General features: G+C 48.6%; 12 protein-coding genes. 2 read left to right on the top strand and 10 right to left on the bottom strand.

Annotation, left to right across the window (positions count from 1 at the left end; all coding sequences use genetic code 11):
* Positions 1-66: 66 nt before the first annotated feature.
* From FD01_RS16285 to FD01_RS06280, 5 genes are all read right to left on the bottom strand, one after another.
* Complete coding sequence (locus FD01_RS16285) at positions 67-816, bottom strand: ribonuclease H1 domain-containing protein (RefSeq protein WP_056963279.1); 750 nt, start codon at positions 814-816, stop codon at positions 67-69.
* A gap of 53 nt (positions 817-869) precedes the next feature.
* Positions 870-1,742 (bottom strand): translation elongation factor Ts, encoded by an 873-nt coding sequence (gene tsf / locus FD01_RS06295; RefSeq protein ID WP_056963277.1) that lies wholly within the window; start codon positions 1,740-1,742, stop codon positions 870-872.
* Between the two features lie 250 nt (positions 1,743-1,992).
* A complete protein-coding gene (gene rpsB, locus FD01_RS06290; RefSeq protein ID WP_054714795.1) occupies positions 1,993-2,769 on the bottom strand; it encodes a 30S ribosomal protein S2 in 777 nt (258 codons plus the stop codon).
* Between the two features lie 148 nt (positions 2,770-2,917).
* On the bottom strand, positions 2,918-3,184 hold the full coding sequence (locus tag FD01_RS06285; protein WP_056963275.1) for a GIY-YIG nuclease family protein: 267 nt from the start codon (positions 3,182-3,184) through the stop codon (positions 2,918-2,920).
* Complete coding sequence (locus FD01_RS06280; protein WP_056963273.1) at positions 3,177-3,926, bottom strand: tRNA1(Val) (adenine(37)-N6)-methyltransferase; 750 nt, start codon at positions 3,924-3,926, stop codon at positions 3,177-3,179. The genes FD01_RS06285 and FD01_RS06280 overlap by 8 nt, the downstream gene beginning before the upstream one ends.
* A 148-nt stretch (positions 3,927-4,074) precedes the next feature.
* On the opposite strand from FD01_RS06280, the gene FD01_RS06275 reads away from it, so the two are divergent.
* Positions 4,075-5,079, top strand: coding sequence for a helix-turn-helix domain-containing protein (locus tag FD01_RS06275; RefSeq protein ID WP_054714792.1), 1,005 nt, complete (start codon positions 4,075-4,077; stop codon positions 5,077-5,079).
* 15 nt (positions 5,080-5,094) lie between these two features.
* The gene (locus tag FD01_RS06270; protein ID WP_056963271.1) at positions 5,095-5,970 is read left to right on the top strand and encodes a hypothetical protein; all 876 of its coding nucleotides are present in this window, start codon (positions 5,095-5,097) and stop codon (positions 5,968-5,970) included.
* A 61-nt stretch (positions 5,971-6,031) separates the two neighbouring features.
* Here FD01_RS06270 and FD01_RS06265 read toward each other — a convergent pair whose 3' ends face one another.
* The 5 genes from FD01_RS06265 to FD01_RS06245 all read right to left on the bottom strand — a co-directional run bounded on the left by FD01_RS06265 (position 6,032) and on the right by FD01_RS06245 (position 14,105).
* Positions 6,032-6,673 carry an NEAT domain-containing protein gene (locus tag FD01_RS06265; RefSeq protein ID WP_056963269.1) on the bottom strand — a complete coding sequence of 214 codons (642 nt, stop codon included), beginning with the start codon at positions 6,671-6,673 and terminating at the stop codon, positions 6,032-6,034.
* A complete protein-coding gene (locus FD01_RS06260) occupies positions 6,666-8,780 on the bottom strand; it encodes a hypothetical protein (protein ID WP_056963267.1) in 2,115 nt (704 codons plus the stop codon). The genes FD01_RS06265 and FD01_RS06260 overlap by 8 nt, the downstream gene beginning before the upstream one ends.
* Positions 8,777-10,210, bottom strand: coding sequence for an NEAT domain-containing protein (locus FD01_RS06255; protein WP_152164719.1), 1,434 nt, complete (start codon positions 10,208-10,210; stop codon positions 8,777-8,779). The genes FD01_RS06260 and FD01_RS06255 overlap by 4 nt, the downstream gene beginning before the upstream one ends.
* A 237-nt stretch (positions 10,211-10,447) precedes the next feature.
* Positions 10,448-10,843, bottom strand: coding sequence for a hypothetical protein (locus FD01_RS06250; RefSeq protein ID WP_054714770.1), 396 nt, complete (start codon positions 10,841-10,843; stop codon positions 10,448-10,450).
* Positions 10,844-10,940: 97 nt separating this feature from the next.
* Positions 10,941-14,105, bottom strand: coding sequence for a DEAD/DEAH box helicase (locus FD01_RS06245; RefSeq protein WP_225436244.1), 3,165 nt, complete (start codon positions 14,103-14,105; stop codon positions 10,941-10,943).
* Positions 14,106-14,295: the final 190 nt, after the last annotated feature.

The raw sequence follows: 14,295 nt of genomic DNA, 5'->3' as shown, positions 1-14,295 counted from the left end.
CGATTCCCTTCGTATTTACTGATAATAGTTTACCATAATATTCGCCTGGGCGCGCGGTTTACCCGCTTATCGCAAGCCCAAAGTTTTCTTGACTAAGCGATCCACTTCAATATTGCGATCGATCGGGTGCACCGCGTCATGTGAATGGACTTTATAAAAATCTAAATCAATCGCCCCACTCTGCGCCAAAATGAACTGGCGATAGGCAATGGCCGCTTTGGATTTTGCCTGCCAATGCCCTAATGCCCATTCATGCACGCCAAGATAATCGGCATAAATCGATAAATGCTTGAACTCATGGTCCTTGGCCCACACAATTGCGGCTTTCACTGCGTTCACTTCGCCAATCACTTGATGCGAATCATCATTGGGGTCAGCTGGCAACGCCTTGGCAAGATGTTCTGTCCACACTTGCTCGCCGTCATTGGTGATCATCACCACGCCATAAGCATATTGCTTGGTGGTTTTATTGTATGACCCATCGGTAAAGGCAATCGCTTCATCAGGTTTCAATCGGGCAATATGGGCATTGATAGTCCCATTATCACCGACGACTGTGTAACCGAGAGTGGGTTGTGTGGGTTGTGTGGGTTGTGTGGGTTGTGTGGGTTGTGTGGGTTGTGTGGGTTGTGAAGCTTTCGTGGACTTTATCTGACTCGCGACTTGGCCACCCATAAAGGCTTTAGCTTCAGCTTCAGTGGTGAAACTTTTATATTGGGCGCCGGAAAAACCGGAAACTTGTTTCTTGGCCGCGTCCCAGCTGCGATAGATGCCCGTTTGCCGACCGGCGCGCACCGCATAATATTTACTTGGCATATTCCCTCCTACAAAAAAAGCGCCGCAGTTGCGACGCTTTTAGAGAAAACTGATTACTTCATTTGTTCTGCGACTTCAGCAGCGAAGTCGTTGGACTTCTTTTCGATGCCTTCGCCAACTTCAAAACGCACGAAGCCTTTAACAGTCGCGTTCTTGCTCTTGGCAAATTCAGCAACCGTCTTGTCGGAATCCTTGACGAATTCTTGGTCAACTAATGAGATTTCAGACAACCACTTGTTGACCCGGCCTTCAACGATCCGTGGGATGATCTTTTCTGGCTTGCCTTCACCTTTAGTTTCTTCAGTGAAGAGGTCAGTTTGGTGCTTCAATTCATCTGCTGGCACTTGGGTACGATCCAAGTATTGTGGGTTGATGGCAGCCACGTGCATTGCGATGTCACGGGCAGCTTCTTCGTCGCCACCTTCAAGCGTTACTAAAGCAGCGATTTGGCCACCGTTATGCAAGTAAGCGCCGAAGTTGTCGCCATCATTCTTTTCAGCGATTTCAAAACGACGTAAGGAGATCTTTTCGCCGATAACTGCAGTCAAAGCTTTGGCAGCAGCATCAATGGTTTGGCCGTCTAAGTCTAATGCCAAAGCAGCATCTAGGTCAGCTGGCTTGTTAGCCGCGATCGTCTTGGCAACAGCAGTCACATAGTCAGTGAACTTGTCGTTAGAAGCCACGAAGTCAGTTTCAGCGTTAACTTCGATGATAGCAGCAGTGTTGCCGTCAACGGCGATTTCAGCTAAACCTTCAGCGGCAATGTTGCCGGCTTTTTTAGCAGCTTTTGCCAAACCTTTTTCGCGTAAAACGTCGATGGCTTTGTCCATGTCACCATCAGCGGCGACTAAGGCCTTTTTGGCGTCCATCATCCCAACTTGGGTGCGGTCGCGGAGTTCTTTGACTTGCTTTGCGGAAATAGCCATGAATCTTGTCCTCCTAAGGATATAAAAGTTTTAGGTTTCATCGAGCGTCGAAACGCTCTGATTCAAAAACAAGCACCGCCTGCAGATCTTGCAGTCGCGAGATAACAGACGGTGCTTGTTTGTCGTCGAGCTTTTCTGAGCAATAGGCCCACGTGTAAGCAATCCTGACGCTTAGCAAAAACCGCTAAGACGTCAGGCTCGCTTACACTCGGCCTAAAGACCGCTCAGAAAAGCTCTGGGATTTATAGAATTACTTGTTGTCGCCTTCAACGGCTTCAACGATGTCTTCGATGGAGTCAACAGGAGCAGCTGCTGCTTGTTGGTCTTCAGCGTCTTCTTGGTCTTCGCCTTGGTTACCTTCAATAACGGCATCAGCCATCTTGGCAGTAATCAAACGAACGGCACGAATCGCGTCATCGTTAGAAGGAATAATCACGTCGATATCATCAGGATCAGTGTTGGTATCAACCATGGCAACGATCGGGATGTTCAACTTTTGCGCTTCAGAAACGGCGATCTTTTCCTTGCGAGGATCAACGATAAAGATCACATCTGGGATGCGAGGCATATCTTCGATACCGCCGAGGAACTTAGTGAGCTTTTCTTCTTGCTTCTTAAGTAAGGAAACTTCCTTCTTAGGCAGCTTGTCGAAAGTGCCGTCAGTGGCCATCTTCTTGATGTCTTTAAGACGCTTGATCCGAGTTTGGATGGTGTTCCAGTTGGTCAAGGTCCCACCAAGCCAACGATGGTTAACATAGTATTGACCAGCGCGGGTTGCTTCTTCAGCAATGGCATCTTGGGCTTGCTTCTTAGTGCCGACGAATAAGAATACGCCGCCTTGAGCAGCTTCATCTTTAACAAAGTTGTAGGCATCGTCGATCATCTTAACGGTCTTTTGCAGATCGATGATGTAGATACCGTTGCGTTCAGTGAAGATGAATGGCTTCATCTTTGGGTTCCAACGACGAGTTTGGTGACCGAAGTGGACACCCGCTTCAAGCAGTTGCTTCATGCTTAATACAGACATAATAGTCCTCCTAAAGGTTTTGTTCCTCTTGCCGCGTCATATCCGCCTCGACTCACAAGTGAGCACCAAGATTTGGATCGACAGCAATGTGGATTGTGTGTTCTCACACTCAAAGTATCATACGCCAAGTACGCGCCCTTGACAAGCCTTACCAATGAATTTTATGCGCGCTTAAAAATGCTTCCTTGGCGGCGCGTGATTGATGTTTAAAATGCCACTCCGCCGACAACGCATCATGCTTGGTCTCAAAGCCTTCTGAATAGATCAAGCGCACCGGTCGTCGCGCTTTGGTGTACTTGGCCCCACGGCCTGCATTATGCGTCGCCACCCGAGCTTCGACATCATTGGTAAACCCACCATAAAAGGTCCCATCAGCACATTTTAAAATGTAGAAAAAATACTGCGCCTCAGCCACGAGTTGCCTCTTTTCCATATAAAGCTTTGAAGACTTCCGGTGAATATTGACCGTCGGCATCATACACCACAATAGGCGGCAAGATGCGAATCCCATCCGGCTTGCCCGCTTTCACCGCTTCAATCAATACCATGTTGGCTTCCCGATCGGCTTTAGGATGAATAAAGCGGATCCGTTTTGGCGCCAACTTGGCTTCAACTAACGTCTGCAACAATTCTTCCAAGCGGTCTGGCCGATGCACGAAAAAGGCTTTGCCTTGGCATTTCAATAAATCACTGGCGGTTTGCGCCACGATTTTAAACGTGGTGGTCAATTCATGGCGCGCCAACGCCAAATGGTCGTTAGGATTGGTCACATGCCCGGGGTCGAGTTTAAAATAGGGCGGATTGCAGGTCACCACATCGACGGAATCTTTAGAAACCACTGAAGTCGTATCTTTTAAGTCGAGTTGGTGTACGTCGACATTGGTGAAGCCATTCAACGCCACTGAACGCTTGGCCATGTCAGCTAAGCGTGCTTGCAGTTCGACCATGGTCACTTGATTGTCTGTGCGCGGCGCGACAAATAACCCCACTGCGCCATTACCAGCAGCGAGATCCACCACCCGGGAATGTTTTTTGACCACGGCAAAATCAGCCAATAACACCGCGTCTAAGGAAAAGGCAAACACTTCCTTTGATTGAATGATTTTGACTCCGGCTGCTTGTAATTGATCGACTCGTTCATCTGGTTGCACCTGCATCGACTCCTTGAATTTCAATAATGCCAGTATAGCATTGCGACCCCACCGCTGAAAACTCGCGACCGTTCCAGCAAAAAAATTGCATATATGTAATCTCTTTGGTAAAATGCTTGCGACAAAATGATCAAACCCGGGAAGAGGCTGACAGATGGTACCATTGAGTATTGGCGAGTTCGTGCGTCAGGTGCGCAAAGATCGCAAATTATCCTTAGATGACGCCGTCACCGATGCCGGCTGTTCAACGGCATCGTTGTCGCGGTTTGAACGCGATCAAAGTGACTTAAGTTTGGCCAGCATGCACCAGATTTTGACCAACTTGCAACTGACGTATTACGACTTGGAACATTTTCAAGAACAGCGCCAAGATAGCTTAGCACGCTTGGCTTACTTCTTATTTATTGCCCAAGATCTTCCGCGTCTATCCAATTGGGCCTCCAATTACCGCGAAGCCCATCGCCAACATGCCGATCATCCTTCCATTCAGTTTGGCCAATTCATCTTGACGTCAACTTTGCGGCAAAATAGCGACACCACGCCATTGACGCCAGCAGTCGAACAATTGCTGAGTGAATTTTTGCAACCTTTTGCCGGATGGCGCTTATCCGTGCACACCTTAGCCATCGCTGCCGGATTGACCAATGCATCCCATGAATTGCTCGCCACGTTCACCACCCGCTTAATTGCATACGCGCAACAATTTGACGCTGAGACGATCGACTCAGCTGTGGTTGGCGCGGCAGATCTGGCCCATTTGGCGATTCATTTGCTCGCCCATCGCGAAATCCAATTGCTTGAGCAACTGTATCCAGTGCTTTGTCGCTATCAAACCTTGCGCCAGGCACATAAAGATATGGGCACGATCGAAGCCGAAGCCGTGCACGCCGCACCTTTAGTTAAATTTGTCAGTGCCGCCTACACCAATTTGAACACACCGGCTCAGGCATCAGCTGAAATTAGTCATTTATGTGCGCAATTGGATGCTTTGGGATGTACTGACCTTGCAAACTATCTCAAACGCAGTTGGGCAATGATCCAAGCAGGCCGCACAACTTGGCATAATTCGCAGTTACGCGCACAAACTCGCCAGCTGACGACCACCAGTTGGCGCTTTGACGGCCCCACGATTGCCCAAGTTCGCCAGCTCTATCATTAGCTCTATCATTTACAGTTGGCTGATGTCGCCATTGATTGGACCACTGCCACCCAATCTCGATTTGAAACCGGGAAAACGCAACTGGGCTTCCATGCCATTTTGACCTTGAGCAACACGTTGTTATTAGATGCACGCCTGCTATATGAGAATTATTTCGGCGACATGCAAGCCCAGTTATTTGATCGCTTCAATCGCCACTTGGCCCAAGCTCAAAGTACCACGCCTGAAACCATCAAAATTGCGCTAGATGATGCGTTAGCCCACGCCCCCAAACAACCGCTTGGCCGCTATTGCATGATTCAAGGTTCACTGATCTCGCGGGCTGCCATGCACTTAGTCAATCAAGGCTACACTTGGGCCGAAATCCACACGTTGTTCGACGAGCAAGAAGTCGCCGCCGATGTGATCAAAGGTTTTTGTAGTTTGAAGGCCTTGCAAGTTTCAGACTTGGCGTTGTTGATCAACTGTTCAAACTTGCTCGATGCCCAACAGCAGATCAAAGCCTGGCAATGGTTGAAAAAACATGCGGACTTCGACTTGCAACATACTCGCCTAGCCGCGATTTTGACTGGTGAAGTGATGTACGCATGTGGCATGCAAGCCGACGTTGCCGCGATCAAAACTTTGAACCCCGAATTTGAACCATTGTGGGTCAATCGCGTGTGGCCATCATCGACAGTGGCTTCCAGTGGGGCCCACCTCATTGCCAAAGCGTATTTGGATCCCGACCATGCCGATCAAATTTGGGCGACGATCAACGCAAATGCGGAAACAATGGTCCAATTCGCGCAGCCAAAACCTGATACCGAGTTTTGGATCGGGAATATGTTCCAGTCCGTCACGCAAGACATTCAACCGGTTTACCAAGCTTGGCTCAAACAAATACATTGACCCTACAAAATAACACCCGCGCAACCCCATCAAAAAGGTTGTGCGGGTGTTTTAACGTTGATTATGACTTTGGCTGCTTGCGGCGGACCCACAATCCAGCCCCAATTGCGACGATCACCATGCTTAACCCTCCGCCGATCAAGACTTTAGTTTGGGTCGCTTGATTGGCTGCGTTAAGATTGGCAACTTGTTTGGCCTGATCATTTGGCGCACGCGTCACTGGGATTTTTTTCTTTGCTGGCGTTTGCGTCGGTGATTTTTTTTGCAAACTCGGCAATTGCTTCTGATCGAACTTAAAACTCAAGGTATGCTGTGCGGCATAGACACCGACCACATTGATGGCAATATCAGAATTGATGGTTTGCGAGAGATCTTTGGTTTCAAAAGCATATTGATAATCATAGTCGTTGTTGTCATGGGTTTTGACGACGTTAGCGGGTCCGACGCCATTAATGCTTAACACGGTCACTGGCCATGCGCCAAGGCTGGCGGTGGTGTGAATGGTCGTGGTGACTAAATAATCATCCCCATTGACGACCACTTGTGCCGGTTGCACATAATATTTTGCCGCCAGCGAGGTTTTAGTGGTGCCATAAGTCAAGGTTTGATACGAAACTGCTGCCGCTTGAACTGGATGTGCGTTGGTAAAACCACAGATCAACGCAAACGCTAAGCCAAATGTGATCATGAATTTTTTAATCATGAGTGACCTCCCCTAAACGCCGCCGACGCATGATCCACGCGCCTATCAAGATCAAGCCATCAGCCAAAATGAAGGCTAACGCTTCCCAGCCGATCGGGTAATGTTTTAATTTCGGCAATACCGATCGTGCTTTGAGCCCACTGGATGTTATTTGCGTGGTGCTGGTGGTTTTGCCAGCTGGCTTGACCGTCTTTTTCGTAATCGTGATTGGCTTTAAGGCTTTGGTCTTTACTGCCGAACTCATTGACTGCGTTTCGGCACTGGCAACTTCGGACTGTGCAAGCCGGGCAAAGGCAAATTCGATATTAAATGCTTGATTGGAAATATTTGCCATTGGCACACTCATTAAAATACTTGCCGGAATCAACTGATCCAAACCATTGGCATTGGCAACATGGAAGTCAAATGTCCAAACATCCTGGCCACCGATCACTGCATGTGACAAATTGTGGACTGCTCCGCCATTGATGCTGATCGGCGTGAACGTGACTAAGCCTGCCGCAACCCGCACAGTTAAATAAACATCATAACCTGCCCCAGCTTTTACGACCCGTGCAGAATGCGTGAAATATTGATTGGCAGTCGATAGTGCACTACCACCAGCATCTAACACCGTATAAGTGATGGTTTGCTGGGCCAGTTTCGCATTGATTGCATGCGCGGGGGCACCGGCCACTACTGGCCGCACTGGTGCCGCAGAAGTTGTGGTTGTGGTAAATGGCTTGACCACAGGATCCACTTGAGCTGCTTGGACTGGCAAATCGAGCAATAAAAATGCCGACTGCGTCATGGCGCCAGCGCCTGGAACCACCAGTGAAAAAGTAACCGGCAAGGCATAATTGAGCACTTGATTAGACAAGGTGAACACCAGATCTGCATTGGCCCCATGGCGATTGGTGATTTTGCCCAGCTGGCCTGCGATCCGGATCGCTTGAATATATTCTGCACCAGTCGTGTGCAAGGTCACAGTGGTGTTGGTCGCATGACGGACGACTTTAGCAGATTGGCTGATAAATTGTTGCGCCGCAGAAGGAGCCGTCGTCAAGTGGCCATTTTGTGCTTGATATAATTTGGCAGAAACTTCCCCTGCTTGTTTCGATGGGGTCGTGATTTGCGTTTGTGATTTCGCCAAAACATTGGGCTTAGCGCTTGCAACCGGAGCCGACTGCGTGTGACTGATTGGATTTTTCCGTGTTGGTTCAGTCGAGCTTGTCTGATATAACGCTTTGGCAAACACCAAATCCGCTGTTTGATTCATGTTCATTACCGACATGCGAGCTTGCACAACCGGTTTGGCAAAATTGGCGTCAATGGTGAAGGTTAAATCTCCAGTATCACCAGCGACATTGCTCATTTTGGCGGTTTGATCGCCGATGGTGAAAGTTTTGATCGCGCTGGCATATTTCTGCAAGTGTAACGTGACGGTTTGCGCCTGTCCTGCTGTAAGCGTTACCGTTGCCTCGCCGGTGAAAAAGCCGTTGGCAATTGATGGTGTGTCCGTACCGACCTTGTTGACTTGATACTTGACGATTTCCGTTGAAGTTCTTGATGATGGTGACTTTGCCACCGCTTTGTTGGCATCCGTTGTGGTTGCGCTCGTCATTGGGGTGGTGGCTGGGCTTTGATTTGACGCTTTCCCTTCACCAGTCGTCGCTTGATGATCAACGGCAGTGTTTGTGTTTGTGGTTGTGGTTGTGGTTGTGGTTGGGGTTTTCGTGGCTGCTGACTTTGGAGTTTGATTGGCAATTGTAGATGTCTGAGTTTCTGTCGGTTTGGCTTCCGATGAGGCTGACTGATACAGCGCTTCTGCAAAAACCAAATCGGCCTTTTGAGTCATCCCCATGACTGTCAAGCTTGCTGTCACAACTGGCTGTGCAAACTGTTTATCGATAGTAAAGGTTAGGTCTGCGGTATCGGCTGTGGTATTCGTCATTTTGGCTTGCTGAGAGCCGATCGAGAAACTACTGATGACACCGGCATGTTGTTGAATATGTAAAGTGACGGTTTGGGGCTGTCCAGCTTTGGTGATGATGGTTGCCTGTCCGGTAAAGAAACTGTCAGAAATCGATGGTGTGTCCGTGCCTGTTTTATTAACGTGATATTTCACGGTTTGAGTCGCAGTTCTGTTTGAGTTGCCGGCGTGCTATTGGTAGATGTTGAGTTGCCTTGATCCGAAACTTTTGATTCACTAACAGTCTGGCTTTGTTCCGTAGTTTCTACAGTTCCAGGCTTGGCAATCGTTACTGGTGCCGTCTGAGATTTTGTGGAATTTTTAGGCTCAGTTGTTGGCGTATTTGCATCAGTCTTTGGGTCAGTTGTCGATGATGTCTGTGTTTCCGCTGAATCTTCAGATTGAGTCGTTAGCGTGGTTGCGTCAGTTGTTGGCTTGGTCGCAGTTGATTCTGTTGTTGGTGTTACATCAGTTTCTGGCGATGTTTGTGCTGGCGCTGAATCTTCTGGTTTAGTCGCTGGCGTGACGGCATCAGTTGAATGGTCGGTCGCGGAGATTTCTGTTGCTGTCGATCCATTAGTTTCTTGTGACGACTGGATCGGTGTCGATACTTTTGGTTGGCTTGATATTTCGGCAGCTTGATACAACGCTTTAGTAAAGACCAGATCCGCCTTTTGATTCATATTCATCAGTGACATACTTGCTTGAACGATTGGCTTTGCGAATTGCTCATCCACAACAAAGGTTAAGTCAGCTGTGTTACTGGTGACATTGGTCATTTTAGCCGGTTGGTCGCCAACTGAGAAGCTTTTGATCATATTCGCGAATTTTTGCAGATGCAACGTAACGCTTGTGGCTCGACCGTTCTTAACCGTCACCTCCGCTTGCCCAGTAAAAAAGCTGTTAGATAATGACGGCGTATCCGTGCCTGCTTTATTGACTTGGTAGGCCACAATTTCCGTCGTATCCTTAGCGTCAATTGCTGCTGGTTTAGATTCATCGCCTGTTTCAACTGAATCTGTCGCCGCAATAGCAGTCGCTGCTTGATCCAGTGGTTCAGCGTCAGTCACTGGGCGCGACGTTTCGGCATCCGCAGTGGGATCAGTTCCGATGACAGGAGTTTTAGATGCGCCTGATTTCGCCTGATCAGCAACAGTCGCAGTTGATAATTCCGGTTGATACAGCGCTTCATCAAAAACAAGATCGGCTTTTTGATGCATGTTCATCACCGTCATTGCCGCTTGCACCACTGGCAGTTGGAAACTGTTATCAACCACGAATGAAAGATCGGCAGTGTTGGCAGTCGCGTTCGTGATTTTGGCAACTTGATCCCCAATCGCAAACGATTTGATGGTGCTGGCAAATTTAACTAGGTGCAACGTCACCGTCGCCGGGCCATCATCAGATCGCGTCACCGTCGCCTCACCGGAAAAAAAGCTATTCGCGACTGACGGTTTGTCCGTGCCAGCCTTGTTGACTTGATAACTCACAGTTGTCGTGGTGGCATCAGCCGAAACTGCCTGAGTTGGACTCACCATCAAGAAACCCAAAAATACAAAGAGCAGAACCCCAAGGAATTTTTTCATCACTTTCACCTCACTGCGCGTCGATAACAAAATTAATTTTAAAGCCACCGGCACCCAAAATACGTGCAATATTTCGCAAAAAGCTTGTCATTGAGCGAAATAAAACGCTTTATTCAATTATTATCGTGATCGCATCAGCAAGATTCAATCCTTTCACCTAAACTTCAAGAAATGCCACAGACTCGCACAAGTGCAAACAAAAATCCCCGCCAATCATCATTGACGAGGATCACAAACTTAATTGAATTGTAGTGGGAACTGCCAAACTTGGCGATCATCACCATGGCGATCGGGTTGCACCAACGCACGGTCACCGCGGCGAATGCGGCCGGAAGTTTGGCCATCAAATTGCGCATTGATTTCAGCATTCGAATACGTCTGATTGCACGCAAAGCTGGTCGCAGCAACGGCTGGATGACTTGGTGCTGATTGTGCTGCAGGCTTTTGCGTCAATTGCGCCAAAAATTGGGCTTCGACTTTGGCATTGAGCAGCTTCAAGGCGCCTTGTGGAATGGCTTGTACCGCTGAAAACACCTTGTCTGCTTCAGAAAAACGCACCGTGATCAAATCGCCTTGAACTTCAACGATGTGGCCAATGCCATACAGCCGGTGCAACACCCATTGATTCAACATAAAAAAATATCCCCTCCGTACGACTTCACAATAAATAGAAAATTTAATAACATCCATTATACTGGAAAACACCGCGTGACGCACGTCTTTGCCAGTTTTATTCATCGATCCCTAAGATCGTGCGAATTTCATCATCGGTCAAAGCCGCTTTATTCTGCGCGCCAGCCATGACCACATCAACAAGATCCCGCTTTTTTGCTTGGAGTTTCGCGATTTGTTCTTCGATAGTGCCTTTGGTGATCAAGCGATAAACATCCACTTCATGCGCTTGACCAAGCCGATGGGCCCGCGCGATCGCTTGATCTTCGACGGCTGGGTTCCACCAAAGATCCACTAAAATCACTAAATCAGCACCTGTCAAATTCAAACCAGTGCCGCCAGCTTTTAATGAGATCAAGAAAATCGGGACTTCGCCGGCGTTGAAGCGGTCCACCATCCCCAAACGCTTTTGCGGCGGCGTACTGCCTCGCAAGGTGAAATAGCCGAGTTCCGCTTCGTCTAAAACGGTGGCAATTTGATCAAGCATCCCAGTAAATTGTGAGAATACCAACACATGCCGCCCATTGGCCACGGCTTCTTGCAAGAGATCCGCCAACTGTTCAAGCTTGCCTGAGCCGCCTTGATACTCCGGCAAATACAACGCTGGCGTATCACAAAGTTGCCGCAAGCGCGTTAAGCCGGCTAAAATCGCTAATTTGTTCTTCACAAGACTTTTGGCGTCCAATCCGCGGACTTGTACTTGCATCTGTTGCAATTGCGCCAAGTAAACGGCCTTTTGCGCTTTGGTCATTTCATTGGTGAGATTAGATTGAACGCGCGGCGGCAAATCTGGCAACACACTTTGTTTGTCGCGCCGCAAAATAAACGGTGCCACGCGGGTTGCCACAGTTTCAGGACTGAGGCGTTTGAAGGCCTTCAATCCTGGCAAAAGCCCTGGCATCACCAAGGCAAATATTGCCCAGATTTCGTCAGTGCGATTTTCGATTGGGGTCCCAGACAAGGCAAAGGTATTGATCGGATGCAACTTTCGCAAGGCCTGATTGGTTTTTGAGGCACCATTTTTGACAAATTGCGCTTCATCTAAAACCAAATAACCTAATGACGCGTTGGCATATTGGGCAATATCGTTGCGCACGCTGTTGTAGCTGGTGATCCAAATATCTGCTGGCGCGGCAATGGTTGCTTTGCGCTCGGTTTTATTCCCGTCAACGACGACCACATGCAAATCAGGTGCAAATTTTTCACATTCAGCTTTCCAGTTGTACAGCAATGACGCCGGCGCCACCACTAAACTGGTGTGCGTTGTGTCTTGATGATTGTTCAAAAAGCTGATCATTTGCAAGGTTTTACCCAAACCCATTTCATCCGCTAAAATGCCACCAAAACCATGACTGTTCAACATCTCCAACCACTGGACGCCGCGTTGTTGATACGGGCGCATGTCCGCATTTACCGGACGTTGGCCAAACACTTTGAACTGCTCTGGATGCGCCAAATCATTGGCGATCGCATCAAATTTAGCATCAAATTCAGCATCTTGGCCTAACGCTGAACGCACCGCTAACGCCTGAGCCGCTGGCACTTGCAGTTGGCCTTGACTAAATTTCGCTTGATCACGCAACTTCGCTAACGCTTGAGAAACTCGCCGCAATTGATCATCGATTGGGATCAACGCCCCATCAGCGCGCTGCAAATAAGGCCGATCGACATCCAACTGCGCTAACATCGCGTCGACTTGACTCGCCGACACCCCATTCATAGAAAAATTGATCGCCAACAGCCCATCCGCAGCTTTGACTGCCACTTTTGGTGCCAACGTTTGACTATCTTGCCACAACGCCGCCAAATCATCGTCTAATGTGACGGTGCCATTTTGCCGTAAGTTCGGTAACTCTTGAACAAAAAAGCGATATAACACATCTGGATCATGAAAATCTTTGTGCCACCCATCATCGCCAACAGCAAAGCCTAGCGCTTCTAAATAGGCTTGGGCTTGCCGTTCTTGTGTTAGGTTGCGCAATGCGGCATCACGTTTCACCACTTCAGTTGGTGTCAGGACTTGATCGCCGTAATCAAAGGCCAAGTGCAAAATCAAACGCTGCTTTTGCTTGCCTAATACAAATTTAGGCGTCATCATAGGGGCTTGAATTAATTCCGGCACCTCCAGCTGCGCGATCGGTTGGAGGTAGGCGATCAATTGACGCAAACTTTCCCGTTCATCAAAGCCAAAGGCCAAGTGCAACGCATCACGCGCCACAAAAAATTCATTCAAAACGTGCTGAATCAAATCAAACTGTGCCGTGGTCGCTTGATAAAAGTCACCACCACGAATCAGCAATTCATCACTGTCTACCACCGCATCAAAATTTTCATGTAAATCGAATTGGTAGCCGGTATCAGTTTTAACCACTGCCCCGACAAATAGTGCCGCGGTCGGTTCAAAGGCAACCACATTCAAGTGATCATAATTGATTTGATCCTGAACGTTGGCAAACACCACATGCGCCATTTGACTCATGGGCTTGACGACCCGTGCAAAATCGCCGGGATTTAAAATTGCCATGCGTCGATACACCGATGCTGAACCACTTAAGCGCACTTGCTCCACCGGTTGCGTGTTGCTTAACAGCGCGATCAACTGCCGTTCTGGTTCCCCAAAAACTCGTGGTGACAAACTGAACACGTGCTTGTGTCCGGCCAAGGCTAATCGGTCATGGTTGTGGTAAGCCGTTAAGAATTCTTGCATATCACGCACTGCCAAAAAATGCCCGTCTGACGCATTGGCAAGGCGCAACTTAATAAAGATCCGCGCTTTTTTGGTCCAATCAGACGCCACATACGGGTGAATTTCAAGGGTCGCTTCCAACAGCAACTGACCCTTGGTGTTGTTGGTCAAGCCGTGAAAGTATTGTTGCTCCGGCAGATCCAACCCCGCCACAAACCGCGCACCTTGTGAAGCATCGCCATGTTGCGGTAAGTTGGTGTTGGCCGCCAGGGCCGCTTCGATAGTTTGATCTTGCGCTTTGAAATATAATTCCACCGCCGCAATGTGTTTGCAGTACCCATGATCTGGGAAAAATGGGCAGCTGCAACTATCTTGGCTGGCGCGAATGCCGACGATCACATCATAGGCATGCGTCCCATAAACCCGCGCTTCAATCACTTTCAAATCCGGATCAATGGCAATGATTTCGACTTTGTGCGCCGCCACAATCGCTTTGCCGCGACTCCACATAACACTTGGCATTTTCCGATCTGACATCTGACCGACCTCACTTTTTCAATACTTTCAGTGTAACACAAATCCCCACTTTCTCCGCAAACACTGTCCGGCAACGTCAGTGTGTTTTGAAGCTTCCAGTTAGCCTTACCAATTGCCTAGCGGCTTGAAAATATGTGAGCTCCAGCGCCTTGGCGCCACTGCGGAAAATTGGACAAGTTGGTATGACTAA

The sequence above is a fragment of the Lacticaseibacillus manihotivorans DSM 13343 = JCM 12514 genome (assembly GCF_001435035.1).
Classification (GTDB): Bacteria; Bacillota; Bacilli; order Lactobacillales; family Lactobacillaceae; genus Lacticaseibacillus; species Lacticaseibacillus manihotivorans.
This window is presented reverse-complemented; position numbering and strand designations above follow the sequence as displayed.